This is a genomic window from Pedobacter terrestris, from assembly GCF_052343045.1.
GTDB lineage: Bacteria > Bacteroidota > Bacteroidia > Sphingobacteriales > Sphingobacteriaceae > Pedobacter.
In genome coordinates this window covers 2,221,854-2,242,823 of the sequence record NZ_CP180264.1, presented here as the reverse complement: position 1 = coordinate 2,242,823, position 20,970 = coordinate 2,221,854, and the positions used below count along the sequence as shown (strand labels likewise).

At 38.8% G+C, this 20,970-nt stretch carries 12 protein-coding genes; 11 read left to right on the top strand and 1 reads right to left on the bottom strand.

All coding sequences use genetic code 11. From position 1 onward, the window contains the following. The first annotated feature begins 1 nt into the window (after position 1). The 11 genes from ACJVDH_RS09640 to ACJVDH_RS09590 all read left to right on the top strand — a co-directional run bounded on the left by ACJVDH_RS09640 (position 2) and on the right by ACJVDH_RS09590 (position 19,914). A complete protein-coding gene (locus ACJVDH_RS09640; RefSeq protein ID WP_443947358.1) occupies positions 2-1,474 on the top strand; it encodes a sialate O-acetylesterase in 1,473 nt (490 codons plus the stop codon). Continuing rightward, positions 1,474-4,266, top strand: coding sequence for a glycoside hydrolase family 2 TIM barrel-domain containing protein (locus ACJVDH_RS09635; protein WP_443947357.1), 2,793 nt, complete (start codon positions 1,474-1,476; stop codon positions 4,264-4,266). Before ACJVDH_RS09640 ends, ACJVDH_RS09635 begins: the two co-directional genes overlap by 1 nt. A gap of 14 nt (positions 4,267-4,280) precedes the next feature. After that, positions 4,281-7,010, top strand: a complete 2,730-nt coding sequence (locus ACJVDH_RS09630) for a family 78 glycoside hydrolase catalytic domain (RefSeq protein WP_443947356.1) — start codon at positions 4,281-4,283, stop codon at positions 7,008-7,010. 34 nt (positions 7,011-7,044) lie between these two features. After that, entirely contained in the window at positions 7,045-7,707 is a 663-nt protein-coding gene (locus ACJVDH_RS09625; RefSeq protein WP_443947355.1) for a DUF3826 domain-containing protein, read from the top strand. An 879-nt stretch (positions 7,708-8,586) separates the two neighbouring features. Next, the gene (locus ACJVDH_RS09620; RefSeq protein ID WP_443947354.1) at positions 8,587-9,714 is read left to right on the top strand and encodes a sialidase family protein; all 1,128 of its coding nucleotides are present in this window, start codon (positions 8,587-8,589) and stop codon (positions 9,712-9,714) included. Then, the gene (locus ACJVDH_RS09615; RefSeq protein ID WP_443947353.1) at positions 9,711-11,207 is read left to right on the top strand and encodes an acetylxylan esterase; all 1,497 of its coding nucleotides are present in this window, start codon (positions 9,711-9,713) and stop codon (positions 11,205-11,207) included. The genes ACJVDH_RS09620 and ACJVDH_RS09615 overlap by 4 nt, the downstream gene beginning before the upstream one ends. Before the next feature lie 6 nt (positions 11,208-11,213). Then, positions 11,214-12,107, top strand: coding sequence for a sugar phosphate isomerase/epimerase family protein (locus ACJVDH_RS09610; RefSeq protein WP_443947352.1), 894 nt, complete (start codon positions 11,214-11,216; stop codon positions 12,105-12,107). A 4-nt stretch (positions 12,108-12,111) separates the two neighbouring features. Further along, on the top strand, positions 12,112-14,625 hold the full coding sequence (locus ACJVDH_RS09605) for an L-rhamnose mutarotase (protein ID WP_443947351.1): 2,514 nt from the start codon (positions 12,112-12,114) through the stop codon (positions 14,623-14,625). A 63-nt stretch (positions 14,626-14,688) separates the two neighbouring features. After that, positions 14,689-15,774 carry a Gfo/Idh/MocA family protein gene (locus ACJVDH_RS09600; protein WP_443947350.1) on the top strand — a complete coding sequence of 362 codons (1,086 nt, stop codon included), beginning with the start codon at positions 14,689-14,691 and terminating at the stop codon, positions 15,772-15,774. Between the two features lie 366 nt (positions 15,775-16,140). Further along, entirely contained in the window at positions 16,141-17,730 is a 1,590-nt protein-coding gene (locus ACJVDH_RS09595) for a sodium:solute symporter family transporter (RefSeq protein WP_443947349.1), read from the top strand. 9 nt (positions 17,731-17,739) lie between these two features. Then, positions 17,740-19,914 carry an alpha-L-rhamnosidase-related protein gene (locus ACJVDH_RS09590; protein WP_443947348.1) on the top strand — a complete coding sequence of 725 codons (2,175 nt, stop codon included), beginning with the start codon at positions 17,740-17,742 and terminating at the stop codon, positions 19,912-19,914. A 273-nt stretch (positions 19,915-20,187) separates the two neighbouring features. On the opposite strand, the gene ACJVDH_RS09585 is transcribed toward ACJVDH_RS09590, so the two are convergent. Continuing rightward, positions 20,188-20,958, bottom strand: coding sequence for an IclR family transcriptional regulator (locus tag ACJVDH_RS09585; RefSeq protein ID WP_443947347.1), 771 nt, complete (start codon positions 20,956-20,958; stop codon positions 20,188-20,190). Between the last annotated feature and the right edge of the window lie 12 nt (positions 20,959-20,970).

Below are 20,970 nucleotides of genomic sequence, written 5' to 3'. Positions count from 1 at the left end.
CATGAAAATGAATCAGCAGAAATTTCAACCTAAAATTAATTTTGAGTTTTTCGCAAAAATGCTGTTGTTTATTGGTCTGTTCAATTTGACGACTACAGCAAATGCAAAAATTCTTTTGCCGCAAATTTTATCCAGTAATATGGTTTTGCAACGCAATAAACCCATTAATATTTGGGGATATGCCGCGCCGGGTGAGCAGATAGAAGTTCATTTTGCAGGAGATCGGCGCGAAACACAAGCCGATAAAAACGGCAACTGGCAAGTGGTATTCAGAGCACTGCAGGCAACAAATGTTCCGCAGAAAATTGTTATTTCCGGTACAAATACCATAGAGCTGGAAAATATTCTGATTGGCGAAGTTTGGCTGTGTTCAGGCCAATCCAATATGGAATATGCCATGCGAAAATTGGCGAAAATCCCAACACCCAAAAAAGAGCATCTAGGCTTTCCGGCAAACGAAGTTGAACAAGCCAACAATCCGGAAATACGCATTTTTCTCGTAAATCGTAAAACTTTGATTAAGCCAGATTCTATTCACAAAAGCTGGAGCTTGGCACAAGACTCTGCATTGCGGTCTTTTTCTGCGGTTGGCTATTTTTTCGCTAAAGAAATTCAGCAGAAACTTAAAATTCCGGTGGGCGTTATTTCCTCTGCAATTCCTGGCAGTGCCATTGAACCATGGATTTCTAGTGAAGCTTTTGCTTCCGATGCTTATTTTAAAAATCAGAAAGTAGGAAACGATCCAGGGAAATTTTATTCGACAATGATAGAACCATTGGCGAAATTTAAAATTGGCGGATTTTTATGGTATCAGGGCGAAACAAATTGTTTTTTGAATGAGAACGTCAGTTATTCCTATAAAATGAAAACGCTGATTTATCTTTGGAGAACGACGTGGAAAGATCAGAACCTGCCATTTTATTATGTTCAGATTGCGCCTTTCAATTACTCTAAAACCACAGGCAAAGTTCCAGTTGATGAAAATACAGAACCCGAATTTTGGGAGGCGCAACAACAGCTTTTACGCTTGCCCAATACCGGAATGGTTTCTACCAATGATTTAACTGATGGCAATGAAGACTTGCATCCAACCTACAAATGGGAAGTTGGCCGTAGGTTGGCAATATTGGCCCTTGCAAAAACATACAGGCAGAACATCGCGTTTTCTGGTCCGCAGTTTAAATCTGTAGAATTTAAAGAAAACAAGGCAGTGCTCACTTTCGATTATTTAGCGAATGACACACCTAAAGATTTATCAGGTTTTACCGTTGCAGGCGCCAAAAACATTTTTGTAAAAGCTACTGCACAAATAGAGAATGGCAAAATTGTAGTACGGGCGCCAGAACTAAATAAACCCATCGCTGTGCGCTACAACTGGACAGAAAACCCTTCCGGAAATTTATTCGGCAATGGCTTGCCAGCATTACCATTCAGAACAGATAATCCATTGACCGCTCAATTCAATTTGCATTAATGAAATTTACAAGCATCTTAACCCTTTTATTTACGAGCCTCTTTTTTGCTGCCTCAGCTCAGCAAACCGAAAAACTTATGCTTTCCGGAACCGGAAATGACCATACCGTAAACTGGGATTTCTATTGCTCTGAAGGCGCCAATTCTGGTAAATGGACTGAGATTTCGGTTCCCTCAAACTGGGAACTTCAAGGTTTTGGCAAATATGATTACGGCTTTGCTAAAGAGACCAATAAAGGCAAAGAATACGGTTTATACAAACACAAGTTTCGGTTGCCTGCGCAATGGAAAGGTAAAACCCTAAATATTGTTTTTGAAGGATCTATGACAGATACCGAAGTAAAAATTAACGGCAAATTGGCTGGAGAAATTCATCAGGGATCATTTTATGTATTCAAATATGATATCTCGGATTTGGTAAATTCCAGTGGCGATAATTTACTTGAGGTAAAAGTTTCAAAGCATTCGGCAAATCCATCAGTAAATGAAGCAGAACGTAAAGCAGATTTTTGGATTTTTGGGGGAATTTTCCGTCCGGTATATCTCGAAGCTTTGCCCAGAACACGCATTGAACAAATTCAGCTTGATGCGCAATCGAACGGTCATTTTATCGCCAATGTTGCAACCGTTGGCGATGCCGATAAAATTGCTGTTGAACTAACGGATGCGAAAGGCAAAAAGTTTGGAAACTTTACCGCAAAAATTGCAGCTCAAACCACCAAAATAGAGCACGATTTTAAAAGCCCGCAACTTTGGTCGTCAGAATTTCCGAATTTGTATACAGCAGTTTTTAATCTGATCAAGAATGGGAAAACCATCCACCAGCTAACAAAAAAAATTGGATTTCGTACTGTTGATGTGCGTCAGCGCGATGGCGTTTATGTAAATGGTGTCAAAATGAAGTTCAAGGGCGTAAACAGACATAGCTTTTATCCTTCATCTGGCCGTACGACCAGTAAAAAGATCAGCATTGCTGATGTTTTATTAATGAAAGAAATGAATATGAATGCCGTTCGGATGTCCCATTATCCGCCAGACGGGCACTTTTTAGACGTTTGTGATTCACTCGGTTTATTTGTGATGGATGAGCTTGCGGGTTGGCATGGAACGTACGATACCAAAACCGGAACAAAACTGCTGAAAGAAATGATGCAGAACGATGAAAACCATCCTTCAATTATTTTTTGGGCAAATGGCAATGAAGGCGGCCACAATCTGGAAATTGATCATCTTTTTCCTGAAAACGACATTCAGAAAAGGCCAGTGATTCATCCCTGGGAAATCTTCGGTGGATTTGAAACCACACATTATCGGGAATTTAATTACGGAATAGGCAACTATGATCATGGCCACAATATTTTAATGCCAACAGAATTTCTGCACGGCATGTGGGATGGCGGTCATGGTGCCGGTATTGAGGATTACTGGAATGCAATGTGGCAAAATCCGCTTTCTGCAGGTGGTTTCCTTTGGGATTTTGCCGATCAGGCGGTAGTACGCACAGATAAGAATGGTTTTCTGGATACCGATGGAAACCACGGACCAGACGGTATTGTTGGTCCATATCATGAAAAAGAAGGAAGCTTTTTTACCATCAAAGAAGTTTGGAGCCCTGTTTTTGTAGAGAAACGAGAAATTACACCGGCTTTTGATGGTACTTTCAGATTGGAAAATCGCTATGCTTTCACCAACCTAAACCAATGTAGCTTCACATGGAAATTGAAACGATTGGAGTATAAACAAACAGATGCTGTTTTCAAATCTGGAAAAGCAATTGCGCCAAACCTGAAGCCATTTGAAAAAGGAAGGCTAAAAATTGATTTGCCTGCCGATTGGAAAACTTTCGATGTGTTGTACCTAACAGCCGCCGGAACAGATGGAAAAGAACTATTCACCTGGAGTTTCCCGATTGCCTTACCCAAAAACGATGCATTTAAACTTGTGCAGAAGCAAGGTTCAACGAAACCCAGCTGGAAAGAAACCACTGCGACATTTGAAGTTACGGCAAACGGACTACATTTCGTTTTTAACAAACAAAACGGCTTGTTATTAAGTGCACGAAATGCAAAAGGATTGCTGCCTTTTTCTAACGGCCCAATTATTCAGGAAGGCGTAAATAATTTTAAAAACTTTAAAGCGAATTTACAAGGAGATACATTAATTATCGCCTCTACTTACGATAAGAAGGAAGGTTATAACACTTTGAAATGGAGCATTTATCCGTCTGGCTGGATTAAAATGCAGGTCAATTACTTTCCTGCAGAATACTTCAGCACTTTTGTTGGATTAAATTTCACGTATCCAGAAAGCGAAATCAAAAGCATATTATACAAAGGAAATGGTCCTTACCGGGTTTGGAAAAACCGAATGAAGGGAACACAATTTGGCATTTGGAAAAAAGATTATAATGATTCTGCAACGGGTGAACCACCTTGGGATTATCCAGAGTTTAAAGGTTATTATTCCAATTTATATTGGTGTGATTTTATAGGGAAAACGCAGAATTTCAGTGTAGTTACCGATAGGGAAGATGTCTTTCTTCGCCTTTTTACGCCAAAAAAATCAAAGGATACGGAATACGACAATATGAGTCCAACTTTCCCAAATGGCGATATTTCATTTATGAACGGAATTTCTGCTATCGGAACTAAAACGCAAAAACCTGAAACTACCGGGCCTATGGGTATGAAACACGTGTTTTACGATTTTGATAAAGCGCCGGGCAGAGCATTAAACATGACATTGTATTTTGATTTTTCTGTTCACGCTTCAACAGAACAACTTAAAAAATAACATCCAAAAAGAGAATGAACTTTAAAACCTACATAGCGATAATTAGCATCTTTTTGTTGCCGCTTAAACAAGCGGCTGCGCAAATCGCTTTGCAACATACTACCTGCGAGATGCTTGAAAATCCTTTAGGTATTGATGTTCAAAAACCACGTTTTGCATGGCACATTATATCGAAAGAACGCAATGTATTGCAAACGGCTTATCAGGTTTTGGTTTCTTCCTCCTCAGAGAAACTTGCCGCAAATGATGGCGATTTGTGGGATTCTAAAAAAGTAAATTCTTCAGAGTCTATCCATGTCACTTACAATGGAAAGGCGCTTAAAAGCAGAGAAAAAGCGTATTGGAAAGTAAAAATATGGACAAATGCTGGTCAGAGTGAATGGTCTTCGGATAACTCGTTTTCTATGGGTTTGCTTTTTTATAAAGATTGGCCAAAAGGCTGGATTGGTTTCGACCGCGCTTTCCCCTGGGATAATATCAAAACAGATTCTCGTTTGTCGGCACGTTATTACCGCAAAGAATTTCAGAGTACAAAAAATATTAAATCTGCTACAGTATCAATCATTGGTTTGGGCTTGTATGAACTGTATATAAACGGCCGTAAAGTTGGCGAAGATGTACTTTCGCCCTCTGCGACAGATTATACCAAAAATGTTAAATACAATACTTACGATGTAACAAACGATCTCCACAACGGCAAAAATGCAATTGGAACAGTTTTGGGCAGCGGACGTTTTTTCGCTATGCGGCAGCACAGCAAACCATATAAGATTAAAACTTTTGGTTTTCCTAAAGTGCTGCTAAATCTGCATATCGAATATACTGATGGCACTAGTAGCAATATAGATACTGACGAAAGTTGGCGTGGCACAGCAAACGGCCCAATACGCAGCAACAACGAGTATGACGGCGAAGACTATGATGCGACGAAAGAAATGCCGGGTTGGAATGCAGTTGGCTTTGACGACAGTAAATGGCTAAAAGCCGAATTTGTGCAAGAACCAACCGGAACAATTGAAGCGCAGATGAATGAGAGTATGCGCGTAATGCAAACGCTAAAACCAGTATCTATTTCAAAAATTTCTGGCAACCGTTACATTCTGGATATGGGGCAAAATATGGTTGGATGGTTACAGATAAAAGTTAAAGGGCAAAAAGGAGAACAGGTGAAATTGCGTTTTGCAGAATCGCTTCAAAACAATGGAGAACTGTTTACAGCAAATCTGCGCGATGCCAAATGTACGGATACCTATACTTTTGGCGGTAAAATAGAAGAAACCTGGCAGCCTACATTTTCTTACCGCGGCTTTAGATACGTGGAAATATCTGGATTAAATTATGCGCCTTCTACGAATGATTTTAGCGGGAAAATGATTTACGACAATATGAAAACCGTTGGCAACTTTGAAACGTCAAACGTCTTGTTAAATCAAATTTTTAAAAATGCCTGGTGGGGAATTGCCGGAAATTATAAGGGAATCCCGATTGATTGTCCGCAAAGAAATGAACGCCAGCCTTGGCTTGGCGATCGCGGTGTAGTGGCACTTGGCGAGAGTTTCCTTTTTGATAATGGCAGGTTTTACACGAAGTGGCTCGAAGATATTCGCAATGCGCAAAAAGAGGATGGTGCTATTCCGGATGTTGCTCCAGCATTCTGGCGTTATTACAGCGATAACATGACCTGGCCCGGCACTTTTCTGCTCATTGCTGATATGGTGTATAAGCAAACCGGTGATGTAAATGCTCTTCGCGACAATTATCCGGCAATGAAAAAATGGCTCGCCTACATGAGCGATCGTTACCTGGAAGACGGTATTCTTACTAAAGACAGTTATGGCGATTGGTGTATGCCGCCAGTGACAATTGAAGCCGGAAGAGGCAAAAGTGCCGATAAAAAATATCCATCAGCACTGCTTTCAACAGCATATTATTTCCATTTTATGCAAATGATGATGGAATTTAGCCATATTCTTCAACAACAAAGTGACTACAATGATTTTGCAAAACAGGCAGAAACTTTGAAAGCTGCCTTCAATAAAAAATACTTCAACAGTAAAGGTTACTATGCCGATAATGCACTTACAGATAACATTGTTCCACTTTACTTCGGACTGGTTCCTGACGATAAAACCGAACTTGTTTTCAAGAATATTGTGTTCACTGTAGAAGTAACGAATAAAGGTCATTTAAGTAATGGCTTGGTTGGTGTGCAATGGTTAATGCGCTGTTTAAATGATTACGGAAGGCCAGATCTTGCTTTTACAATTGCAACGCAGAAAACTTACCCGGGTTGGGGTTATATGATTGAAAATGGCGCAACAACCATTTGGGAATTGTGGAATGGAAATACTGCCGATCCGAAAATGAACTCTCAAAACCATGTGATGATGCTTGGTGATCTTTTAATCTGGTATTACGAAAACCTGGCGGGAATAAAAAGCGATCAACCTGCTTTTAAAACGGTTATAATGAAGCCCGAAATGGTTGCGGGTTTAGATAAAGTTTCTGCAGATTTTCTTTCGCCTTACGGAAAAATTAAAAGTCAATACAGTAGAACAACTAAAGAGTTTAACTGGCAAATTTCTATTCCGCCGAACACACGTGCAACAATTTACATTCCGGCAGAGAAGCGGACACAGGTAACTGAAAAAGGAATTAAAGACATCAAATTCATCAAAATGGAGAAAGGCCGTGCAGTTTTCGAAATCGGGTCAGGTGATTATGCCTTTTCTGTTCAGAAATAATACAAGTAAAATATCAAGATATAAAATGAGAGATATGAAAAGCTTTTTAAAATTTATTCTTATAGGCGCGGCACTCTTCAGCACAGATAATGTGTATAGCCAATCTGCAGAAAGTAACAATTCTGAGTTGCGGAAAAAAGCTCAAGATTGGGTTTCTGCACTACAGATTAACGACGCGCAGAAAAGCGCGAAAGTTGAAAATGTGATTGTTAGTCATTTGACTGCGGTAAGAGAATGGCACAATGCACATCCTTCATCAACAGTTCCGGACGGGATTAATCCGGTTACGGGAAATAAACTAAGTGATCTGGATAAACAAATCATCGCAGATTCAGCAATGCCTATAGCAGTTCATGAGTCCCTTATGAACGGTTTAAACGAAAGTTTGACACCAGAGCAAGTAGAAGTTGTATTGGATAAATACACAGTTGGCAAGGTTGCATTCACAATTAAAGGCTACAAAGCAATTGTTCCGGATTTAACCGCAGAAGAAGAGTCGAAAATACTTTCGTTTTTAAAACAGGCTCGCGAACAAGCTGTAGATTATAAAAACATGAAAGAGATTTCGGCCATTTTCGAAATCTACAAAACCAAGTCAGAGCAAATGTTAAATAATAACGGACGCAGCTGGCGAGCACTTTATGCTGCCTACACTAAGAAAATAAAAGAAGAAAAAGCGGCAAAACAGAAACAATAGAGATTTTTTGAACCATATAAGATACATAGGAAAATGAAAGCATTAGCACAAGATTGATGTTCTTAAATGTCTCTATGGTTAATAATAAAGGAAAATAACCATATAAGACATATAGGAAAATGAAAGCATTAGCACAAGATTGATGTTCTTAAATGTCTCTATGGTTAATAATAAAGGAAAATAACCATATAAGACATATAGAAAAATGAAAGCTTTAGCACAAGGTTGGTATGTTCTTAAATGTCTATATGGTTAATAATAAAGGAAAATAACCATATAAGACATATAGAAAAATGAAAGCTTTAGCACAAGATTGGTGTGTTCTTAAATGTCTATATGGTTAATAATTAAAGGAAAATAACCATATAAGACATATAGAAAAATTAGAGCTTTAACACAAGATTGATGTGTTCTTAAATGTCTATATGGTTAATAATAAAGGAAAATAACCATATAAGACATATAGAAAAATGAAAGCTTTAACACATGATTGGTGCGTTCTTAAATGTCTATATAGTTAATAATAAAGGAAAATAACCATATAAGGCATATAGAAAAATGAAAGCATTAGCACAAGATTGATGTGTTCTTAAATGTCTATATGGTTAATAATAAAGGAAAATAACCATATAAGATATATAGAAAAATGAAAGCTTTAGCACAAGATGGTGTGTTCTTAAATGTCTATATGGTTAATAAAAAAGGAAAATAACCATATAAGACATATAGAAAAATGAAAGCTTTAATCCTACATATCTATATGGTTAATAATAAAAGAAAAGATCCATACAAGGGATATAAGAAAAGTGAAAGCTTTAACACAAAATTGGTATGTTCTTAAATGTCTATATGGTGAAATAAAATAGTAAAACTCAGATTATGTTTAAAAAAATCATAAGCATCTCTATTGTGTTTTTGACACTCAGTGCTAAAGCTCAAGTTGAAAAATGGCAATCAGGTGTCGTTAAACAAGAATATCTATATGAAACGGCAGCCTTTCCATCGTGTCATTCCGCTACGATTGCCGAAACGCCAACAGGTTTAGTTGCTTCGTTTTTTGGTGGCACAAAGGAGCGGAATCCTGATGTTGAAATTTATATTAGCAGGTTAGTTGATGGCAAATGGCTAGCACCTTTTTCTGTTGCAAATGGCATTATGCCAGATGGTACAAGGTTACCTACATGGAACCCAGTGTTATATCAGATTCCCGGCGGCAAACTTTTGTTGTTCTATAAAATCGGACCAAAACCATCAGAATGGTGGGGAATGATGAAAAGCTCTGCTGATGGCGGTAAAACATGGTCGGAGGCCGAAAAATTACCCGAAGGTTTTATTGGTCCGGTAAAAAATAAACCTGTGTTACTGAGTAATGGAAATCTCTTCGCACCATCTAGTATAGAAGGAAATGGCTGGAAAGTACATTTTGAAGTGAGTAAAGATGACGGAAAAACATGGCGAAAAGTTGGCCCGCTAGATGAAAACGGCATAAAAGCAATACAACCGAGTATATTACAATACGGAAACGGTAAACTACAGATATTGGCCCGCACAGCAAACCGGGCAATTGCGGAATCCTGGTCTATGGATAATGGCGAAACCTGGACAGCTTTAACTAAAACGAGCCTTCCCAACAACAATTCTGGTACAGACGCGGTGACACTAAAAGATGGCAGGCAGGTTTTGGTTTACAATCACGTTTTGCCGCCCGGAGATTTGGCTAAAGGTGCACGTACACCGCTAAATGTTGCGGTTTCTAAAGATGGCAAAAATTGGTATGCTGCGCTGATACTGGAAGATTCTCCAATTAGCCAATATTCCTATCCGGCCGTGATTCAGACGACTGATGGTTTACTGCATTTCATCTACACCTGGAGAAGGCAAAAAATAAAGCACGTGGTCGTTAATCCTTCGAAATTAAAACTTAAAAAGATAGAAAACGGCATCTGGCCGAAGCTTAATGGATACACCGCGCCAGTAATTACAGAAACGAAAAATGAGGAACCATGAGCATGAATAAACTTTCTACCAGCATCGTCAATTTGATCTCAATAAATAAATACCTGAAAATTACGTTAAAAATATCGCGTAAAGTAAAAGTATGTTTTATAGTTTCAGGCATATTAACCCTGTTTTTTTCGACTTTGGTTCTTCAGCTTTCAGCCCAAACTCAAAATTCAGACAATGCCTATAAAAAGCCGTTGTTAGATGTTTTAAAAGAGATTGAAACGCGTTATGGCGTCAAAATTAAGTACACAGAACCTCAGGTGAAAGAGAAATGGGTGAGTGATGCAATTTGGCGTTTCCGACCTAATGTTGACGAAACATTAACAAATGTCCTTTTCCCGCTTGACCTTAAAGTAAATAAAGAGAAACCGGGCCTATACAAATTAAAAGAATATGAGTATTACCGGTGGGAAATTCAGGACGGATGGAAATATCTGGACAGTTTGGCTGCAAAATATAGCGACCGTGAAAGTTGGGAAAAACGTAAAACCCTAATTCAACCACAATTATACGAAGCTTTACTTTTGTCTCCATTGCCTCAAAAACCCAATTCAAAACCAATTATAACTTCAAAACGAATATTCGAAGGTTACACAGTAGAAAACATCGCTTTAGAAATTCTTCCTGGAGTTTGGATTAATGGTTCTTTATATAAACCACTTATTATCAAAGGGAAAATACCAGTTATCTTAAGTCCAGATGGACATTGGGACAAACAACGTTACCGTGCAGATTGCCAGATTCGTTGCGCAATGATTGCAAGAATGGGTGCAATGGCGTTCAGTTATGATTTATTTGCCTGGGGCGAATCTCAGCTTCAGTTTAAGTATGAAGATCACCGCAGAAGTTTGGCGCAAACGGTTCAGACCTTGGGCGGCATCCGCATTCTGGATTATGTATCAGAGCTAAAAGAAACTGATAAAAAAAGAATTGGCATTAGTGGTGGTTCCGGAGGTGGAAGTCATACCGTTCTGATGGCGGCAATGGATAGTCGAATTAAATTAAGCGCGCCAGTGGTGTCTATGTCTTCGTATTTTTATGGCGGTTGTCCTTGTGAAAGTGGTATGCCAATACATTTTTGTGGCGGCGGCACAGACAATGTAGAACTTGCAGCAATGGCGGCACCGAATCCGCAATTGATTGTATCAGATGGTAGCGATTGGACTGCTCAAACACCTGAACATGATTTTCCCTATCTACAAAAAATGTATGGGTATTATGGTGTTAAAGACCGCGTAGAAAATGTGCACCTGCCGGATGAAAAACATGACTTCGGCATCAACAAACGAATTGCGCTGTATAACTTTCTTATCAAATACTTTAAGCTTGACGGTAAAGCCGTACACGATAAAAATGGCAGTTATGACGAAAGTAAAGTGACCATAGAAAAAGAAAATGCAATGTATGTTTTCGGAGATCACGGCGAAAATCTACCTAAAAATGCAATTATTGGATTTGAAAACCTGGAGAAATTATTTCCGGAAATGACCAAATAATGGATAATGGAAAAACTACATAGACGCGCGTTTCTCGCCCAAGCCACAATACTTGGAGGTACATTACTGCTCCCCGAAATTCTTCGCGCGGCACCCGTAAAAAGCAAATATAAAATTGCAGTTATTGATCTTATGATACTCAAAAGGCAAAAAATCAGCGCGCTTGAGTTGACAAAAGAAATTGGAGCCGATGGATTGGAAATTGATATGGGCGGTTTAGGCAACAGAGAAACTTTCGACAATAAACTCGCCGATCCGGAAATACGCAGGCAATATCTGGAACGTGCAAAAGCTTTGAATTTAGAATTTTGTGCATTGGCGATGACTGGTTTTTATGCGCAATCTTTCGCCACGCGGCCAACGTATGAAAAAATGATTCAGGATTGTTTGGATACAGCAAAAGCCATGAATATTAAAGTCGTGTTTTTGCCACTTGGCGTTCAGGGCGATTTAGTAAAAAACCCCGAATTGCGTGAACCCATTGTAGAACGATTAAAAGTTGCCGGCAAAATGGCTTCGAAGGCAAAAATTGTAATTGGAATAGAAACTTCTTTAGATGCTAAATCAGAATTACAGATGCTTAAAGATATTGGTTCTGCAAATGTCAAGAGTTATTTTAATTTTTCAAACGCCATCAAAAATGGCAGAGATTTACATAAAGAGCTCAGAATTTTAGGTCGAAAAAATATAATCCAAATCCACGCAAGTAATGAAGACGGTGTTTGGTTGCAAAATGATCCGAAAGTTGACCTGCACAAAGTGAAACAAACTTTAGATGAAATGCGCTGGAGTGGTTGGTTGGTTATAGAACGCAGTAGAGATGCGGCGCAAGCTACAAATGTGAAATACAACTTCGGGGCAAATACAGAATATTTAAAACAGATATTTCAAAAAGGATAGAGTAATGATTAAGATTAAGCTGTTTATCTTTCTGTTTTCTAGTGTTTTGAGCGCGAGATTGTATGCTGCAGATATTTATGTTTCTACCTCTGGATCAGATTTCAATACAGGAAGTGTTGATAAACCTTTGGCCAGTTTACAAGCAGCCATTCGTAAAGCGCGCGAACTCCGCCGACTTAATGATACGTCTATACAGAATGGAATTAGAATTATTATTCAGTCCGGATTTTACACGTTGAACGAACCAATTGTCTTTAGACCAGAAGATTCCGGAACGGCTGCAAGCCCTACAGAAATTGTTTCTGCTAATGGTGCAAGAGTTGTCTTTAGTGGTGGGATTCAAATTAAAGGCTGGAAAAAAGTAAAACTTCCATTAACCGGATTACCTAAAAAAGCGGTAGGCAATATTTGGGTTGCCGAAGCACCAATAATTGCAGATCATGCACTTCAGTTTCGCCAACTTTGGGTAAACGGCAAAAAGGCCATTAAAGCCAAAAGTTCAAATGGCGATGAAATGGAACGGATTTTATCGTGGAATGCAAAAACGGAAACTTGTAAAATTCCAACCTCAAAAATTGCAGATTTAAGCAAAGTGAAAGGTTTAGAGATGATTATTCATCAATGGTGGGCGATTGCAAATCTTCGTGTAAAGTCAGTAAAAATTAACGGCGATTCTACAGAATTGGCCTTTATGCAACCTGAAAGCAGAATCCAATCAGAACATCCTTGGCCTGCGCCTTGGATTTCCTCCAAAACCGGTAATTCTGCTTTTTACCTCAGCAATGCCATTCAGTTTCTGGATGAACCAGGTGAGTGGTTCGAAGATCTTTTAAACCACAAAATCTATTATTGGCCCAAGAAAGATGAAAATATGCTGTCGGCAAACGTCATAGCACCTGCGCTTGAAAATTTATTGAAAATGGAAGGAAATATCGATTTTCCTGTCGCTTTTATCCGTTTTAAAGGAATTTCCTTTCAACATGCATCGTGGTTGCGGCCATCTATGCAAGGCCATGTTCCACACCAAGCTGGCATGTATATGTTAGATGCATATAAACTTAAAACGCCCGGAACAAAAGCAAAAGAAACATTAGAAAACCAAGCGTGGGTTGGTCGCCCGGCAGCAGCGGTGGAATTGAATTACACCAATAACATCACTTTTGATTCCTGTAGTTTTATACACAATGCGTCAACTGCACTTGATCTAAACAAAGGCACACAACACAATTTGGTTCGCGGAAATTTGTTTAAAGATGCAGGTGGATCAGGAATCTTAGTTGGAACCTTTTCTGATGAGTCTACGGAAGTTCATTTACCTTACAATCCCAGCGATATACGGGAGATTTCATCTGGAAATATCATTGAAAATAACTTGATTACTGATGTAACCAACGAAGATTGGGGCGCTGTTGGCGTTGGCGCAGGTTATGTACGCGATCTTCAGATCAATCATAACGAAATCTCGAATGTGTCTTATTCAGGCATTAGTATGGGCTGGGGTTGGACAAAAAATGCTAATGCAATGCAAAACAACCGCATTTATGCCAATAAAATTCAGCATTACGGTAAACATATGTATGACGTTGCGGGCATTTATACTTTATCGGCACAACCAAAATCGGAAATTTCAGAGAATGTTGTAGATAGCATTTACAAGGCAAAATATGCACACTTGCCAGACCATTGGTTTTATATGTATACAGATGAAGGTTCTTCTGGTTTTAATATTCAACACAACTGGACACCGGCACAAAAATACTTGCAAAATGCGAATGGACCGGGAAATTTTTGGGAGAATAATGGTCAGGATGTAAGTAATGAAATTAAGAAAAATGCAGGCTTACAGTCCAATTTTCGGTATTTACTAAAGGAAAAGTCGCAGGTATCTGCAACATATGAAATTAATAAGGCTATAGATAAACCTGTTGTATTTGAACTGATTTTTGCTTCAGATCAGGTTCCGAAAGAGAAAATACTTCTGGATTTCGCCAAAGAAAACAACCTGAGCAAAGATGAAATTTACCGTTGGCAAAATCGGGTTGTTATTTTTACATCGACTTTAAAAACCGAGAGTTTGCAGCAAACCCTAAAACGGTTGAATGCTAAACAAATCAAATTTTATGACGATCTGTTTTACAGTTTCGATCGAAAGAACAACTGTGGCGAAAAGCCGGTAAAAGAATGGAAAAATATTATCCTTTCTGCCGATTTAGTTGCAGATTCAGTTCTACAGAAAGAATACTTTAGTTACCATAAAACCCAGTTTGAAAAATGGCCGGAAGTAGCCCGGGGTTTTTGTAATGCCAATTTCCAAAGGTTAATCATGTTCAGGAATGGCCAACAACTGATGTTAATTATCAGCATTCCGAAAGGAGAAAATCTTGATAAACTGAATCCCAAAACCACAGAAAATAATCCCAGAGTTGTAGAATGGAATACCATTATGCAGAAATATCAGCAGGGAATTGAAGGGACTAAAAAAGGCGAGGTTTGGGTTTTCTTTAATTCAATAAACTAAACCAGAGATCGCTTACACAAGCAACATTAACAATAAATACAACGCTAAGAAAGAAAAAATACCATGTTAAGATTAGGAATTTTAGGATTAGGCGAGGGCAGAAGTACCATTTCTGCATCGTTAGCCAGCAAGAAATTTAGATTGATCCAAATTTGTGACGCCAATAAAAAATTGTGCGAAGAACGTGCGCTGGAATTTGATTTCAAAAACTGGACAACCAATTATGAAGATATGCTAACCAGCGACAAAATTGATATGATCGCGATTTATACGCCAGATCATCTTCATTTTGAACACATCAAACTCGCTTTGCAACATGGTAAACATGTGGTTTGCACCAAACCTTTTATAGATGATCTGTCGCAGGCAAATGAACTGTTAGAACTGAGCAAAAAATCTCGAAAGAAAATATTTGTAGGTCAGAGTTCTCGTTTTTTTGAACCCGCAATGCGACAGAAAAAGGATTTTGACAAAGGCCTCATCGGCGAGTTAATTACGATAGAAAGTTATTACCATGCAGATCATCGCTGGTTTCTGGAAAAAGGTTGGTCGCTAAAACAGGCTTTTAAATGGCTATATGGTGGTTTAAGTCATCCGGTAGATTTCGTTAGATGGTATCTTCCAAATATTGAAGAAGTTATGGGTTATGGGATGTTGAGCAGCAACGGCTTAAAAGCCGGATTGAAAAATCAAGATACCATGCATTTTATTTTCAAAGCAAAAGATGGTCGCATTGCACGCGTTAGTGGCGCATATACTGGCCCAACACAACCTGCAAGCCGCGATAGCGGAATGAGCTGTATTTTGCGCGGAACAGAAGGAGCAAGTCAGGCCGATTACCATGAATTACGTTATTCTGTGACGACAAAAACCGGCGAAGAAAAAGTAATTACCTGGGGAGATTCAACGCTGAAGCATTATTTCCGTTTTGAAGGACAAAGCCATCACGCTGGCGAGTATCAGAATTATCTGGAATATTTCGCAGACAGTATCAACAATAAATTTACTGCTTATCCAGATCTTAAAGAAGGAATCGGAACCGTAGCGCTATTGCAGGCAATGGATAAATCTCTTGAAACCGGCCGACCGGTAAAAGTAGAAGAGATTCTGGATCAATATCAGATCAGCAAAGAATCAATCGGACTGTAGCTGGATTCGTCATTCCGAGGAGGAACGACGAATCAATCTTTCAAGCTGGGAAAACCTATGAATGAATTAAAAAACACTTAACCTTAAAAACTAAGGAATTTGCTTCGGAAACACAGAACACACGAAAATAGAAAGATCTAAGGTGTTAGTCGTCATTGCGAGGAGGCACGACGAAGCAATCTTTCAAGCTGGGAAAACCTATGAATGAATTAAAAATACGTAAACCTTAAAAACTAAGGAATTTGCTGCGGAAACACAGAGCTCGCTGAAATGAAAACGAGAGCTATGAGTTGATTCGACTTTCAGGGAAACAAGCATTCTCGCCAGATTACTTTAAGAAAACTAACCAAACCAAACTAACCAAATATGGGAAATATTGTAGAACGTTTAACCAGTTTAGATTATACCATTGTAGTAGCTTATGTAATCATTTTGATTGCAATTGGCTATCGCGCGAGTTTCTCTAAACAGAAAAATAAAGATGAAACGCTTTTTCTGGCCAATAAATCATTGGGTTGGGCAAGTATCGGTTTCAATATGTGGGGCACAAACGTTGGCCCATCTATGTTATTGGCTTTTGCCAGTATTGGTTACAGTACCGGTATTGTTGCCGTAAATTTTGATTGGTACGCATTTATCTTTCTATTTCTGCTTGCCATTGTTTTTGCGCCAAAATATCTTGCTGCAAAAGTGAGCACCATGCCAGAATTTATGGGAAACCGATACGGAGATTCTACTCAAAATATTCTCGCCTGGTATGCGCTGGTTAAAATTCTAATTTCGTGGCTATCATTGGGTTTGTTTGCCGGTGGTTTTCTTGTACGGCAGATTTTAGGTATCCCGATGTGGCAATCGGTAACCGTTTTGGTGGCTTTTGCGGGTTTGTTTACTTTTTTTGGCGGCTTAAAAGCCATTGCAAAAGTGAACGTTTTTCAGATGATTTTACTTATACTGGTTTCGCTTTCACTAATGTTGCTTGGTTTACATAAAGTTGGTGGTTTTACCGCTTTGTATCAAAAAACGCCACACCATTTTTGGAACCTGATTCAGCCTGCAAGCGATCCAAAATATCCCTGGTACGCCATTTTATTGGGTTATCCGGTTGCCGCCGTTGCATTTTTTTGTACCGATCAATCAATGGTTCAATCTGTATTGGGCGCAAAAAACCTGAAACAAGGCCAACTTGGCGTAAGTTTTATCGGTTGGCTAAAAATTCTGTCTCTACCTTTATTTATCGGTACCGGAATTTTATGTTACGTGCTCTTCCCAAATCTTAAAGATCCGAATGAGGCATACATGACAATGGTTACCAACCTTTTTCCTCCAGGAATGAACGGACTTGTAATTGTTGTTCTTATTGCTGTTCTGGTGGGTACAATTGGTTCGTCTCTAAACTCTTTAAGCACCGTATTTACAATGGATGTATATGTTAAAAAAATAAACCCAAAAGCCACAAACAAACATATCATCAACATTGGACGCTTAACAGTAGTTGCGGGGTGCATTTTCGCTGTAATTGTAGTTCTTGCAATAGACAACATAAAAGGCTTAAACCTTTTTGATGTTTTCCAATCTGTTTTAGGCTTCATTGCACCACCGTTGTCCGTAGTGTTTTTACTCACTGTTTTTTGGAGCAGAACAACACGCAAAGCGGTAAATTTCACACTTTCTATAGGTTCTGTAATCAGTTTAGGAACTGGTATCGTATACCTGTGGATTTTGCCGCCAGATAAATATTCGTTCTGGCCGCATTACCTGATGTTGTCATTCTTCATCTTCGCTACATTGCTGGTTCTGGCTGTATTAATCTCGATTTTTGACAAAGTGCCGAGCCGGTATATGATTAATGAAGCGCATGAAGCCAATCTTGAAAAACCCAGTCGCGTGGTTTGGATTTCATGGATCAGCCTTGCTGCTGTAATGATTTTATTGTACATATTTTTTAACGGACATTAACCTAAACACATGAAAATTATAAATCCGAAACTTGTATTTGCTTTAACAGCTTTACTTGCTTTTTTTGTGCAAGATACCCATGCACAAAAGGCATCATGGATCTGGTATCCAGGCGATTTTGATATTTATATGAGCAATATTATGCAAAACCGCCGTACAGAGCGTGGCTCATTTTTCCCTGTTTTCTGGAAAATGGACAGTCATTACGTGTTGGTAGATTTCCATAAAGAATTTAATCTTAAAGAAGCAGAAGATGTACAGCTTTTTGTAGAAGGTACATACAATGTGAAAATAGACGGACAGGCAATTACTGGTTTTCCAAAACAAATACACATCCCGGAAGGAAAACATAAGTTGAGTTTAAAAGTATATAATCAAACCTCCCCGCCGGCAATTTTTGTGCAGGGAAAAACAATTAAATCTGACGAGACCTGGCTTAGTACATTTGAAGATAAAGAATGGATTGATGCGAGTGGTAAAACTTCGGATAAATCCGGAACAACTTTCGTTTCTGCAGGTTCCTGGAATCTAGACGATCCGACAATCGTTCCATCAAAATTCAAATTACCGGTAAAACCTGTTTCTGCGGTTCATCGTGAGCAAAACGGCCAATCAGAATTGATTGATTTTGGAAAAGAAACTTTTGGTTTTATAAAGCTGCACGGATTGAAAGGAAAGGGGAAATTGAGTTTATATTATGGAGAATCTCCGGAGGAAGCCAAATCGGTTAGTCATTGCGAAACATTGGACCATCTTGACATTGATCTGAGTACGAAAACAGATTCTGTCATTCCACTGTCTAAAGCATTCCGCTATGTAAATCGTGTACAGAACGGTACAGTTACGCTCGATTCAATTTCTATGTTATACGAGTATGCGCCGGTAACAGAACGTGGAAGTTTCAAATCTTCAGATGAAGAATTGAATAAGATTTATGATGTGGCGAAATATACTTTCCACTTGAATACCAGAGAATTTTTTATCGATGGCATAAAGCGCGACCGTTGGGTGTGGAGTGGCGATGCTTATCAAAGTTATCTAATGAATTATTATTCTTTTTTTGATGCTGCTACAGCGAAACGCACTTTACTGGCACAACGTGGAAAAGACCCCGTTACCGCGCACATCAATACCATTATGGATTATTCCTTTTACTGGTTTCTGGGAATTTACGATTATTATAAATTTACCGGCGATCAGAAATTTGTTCAGGATATTTATCCAAGAATGCAGTCTCTAATGACCTACATAAACAATCGACGCAATAAAGAAGGTTTGCTGGAATGGATGCCTGGCGATTGGATTTTTATAGATTGGGCAGATAAATTAAGTAAAGATGGCGAGGTTAGTTTTGAGCAATTGTTATATGCACGTAGCCTGGAAACATTGGCACTATGTGCAAAACTGGCAAATGATAAGCAAGGTGCAGACGCATATAATCTTCAGGCAAAAGAATTAAAAGCTAAATTATTTCAACTGTATTGGAACCCAGAAAAACAAGCTTTGGTACACAGTAGAATAAATGGTAAAGCAACGGAAAATGTTACCCGATACGCAAATATGTTTGGCATTTTCTTCAATTACTTTTCGCCAGAACAAGAACAGCAGGTAAAAAAGAACGTTTTACTGAACATCGCTGTACCCAAAATTACGACACCTTATATGCGTTTTTATGAATTGGAAGCACTTTGCGCCATGGGCGAACAAAATTATGTGCTTAAAGAAATGAAAAGTTATTGGGGCGGAATGTTGAAACTGGGCGCAACTTCGTTCTGGGAAGAATATGATCCGGCAAAAACCGGAACAGAACACCTTGCAATGTACGGTCGGCCTTTCGGCAAAAGTTTATGTCATGCATGGGGCGCCAGTCCGATATATTTATTAGGAAAATATTATCTCGGCGTACAGCCAAATTCGCCGGGTTATGAAACCTATACAATTGAACCAGTTTTAGGCGGATTAAAATGGATGCAAGGAAGTGTTCCAACGCCAAACGGCGATATTTCTGTGTATTGCGATACCAAAACTATTAAAGTAAATGCTGCAACAGGAACCGGAAAATTAATTATAAGAAGTTCTGTGAAACCCACATCAAAAGGCGCAAAAATAACAACACTGAAAAACAACAAGTATCAAATAGTAATTGAAAAAGGAAAAGATTATCTGGTTAAGTACAAGCAATAAGTTTTTCAGTTTTGACAAATTTAGTATGTGTTCAGTTTTGACAACTTATTTTCTACCGCTACATTAAAGTTGTCAAAATGATCAAAACAAAAATCCGGTAATTTCATACAGGTTCAGTTTTGACAACTTTCATATATGATATGCCTGTTAAGTTGTCAAAGCTCTTCCAATCAAAACGATAAACTTATTTTAAAGTTTTGACAACTTATTTTCTACCGCTACATTAAAGTTGTCAAAGCGGTTCACGATGCCAATGCGTTTCCAATCTTTCACTTAAATTCCCAATCGCTGTTCAATCTTTTTTACGCACTTATACGCTTCCGTTAGGATTTCTTCCTTTTCAATATTTTTATCAATATTTAATGCGTTCAACATCGAAATGGTTAATACCGCAATAATTCCGTTGTTTTGAATGCCTATTGGAACCGAGATGTCTGTAACTCCGGCGGCGAGATCGCTGTTTTTCAGATATGAGCCGGTTTCCTGAATATCTCCGAGAGAGACAACAAAGTCCTCCTGCTCTATTTTGGAATATCTCTTGAAAATGGTGTTGCCTTTTAACACTGTTTTTCGTTCATCATCTGGCATATAGGCCAGAATTACCTTGCCAGAAGCGGTTAGGGGAAGGGGAAATAAATTACCTTCTTCTATAGATAACGCAATTGGACCCGGACTCTTTGCATGGAAAACAACCATTACCTGGTTCATATACAATATACTCAAGTGGCAAGAATGCCGAACACTATTGGCCAACTCTTCCAACGGAAACTGCGCAGCCTTACGCAACTCATCAATCGGCGAATGACGGTGCGATAAATAGAATAATTTTAAAGACAAGCGATATTTTCCTGAAACTTCATCGCGCAGAATATATCCACGTTGTTCCAAACTCATCAACATCCGGTAAATTTCATTCGGTGTACGGTCAATTCCAACAGCAATTTCGGTTTGTGAAAGTGGAACAGACTGTGCAGCAAGGTATTCCAGAATGTCTAGCCCTTTATCCAGTGCAGGTGCCTGATATTTTGATTCGTTTTCTTTCATAAAGGTCTATTT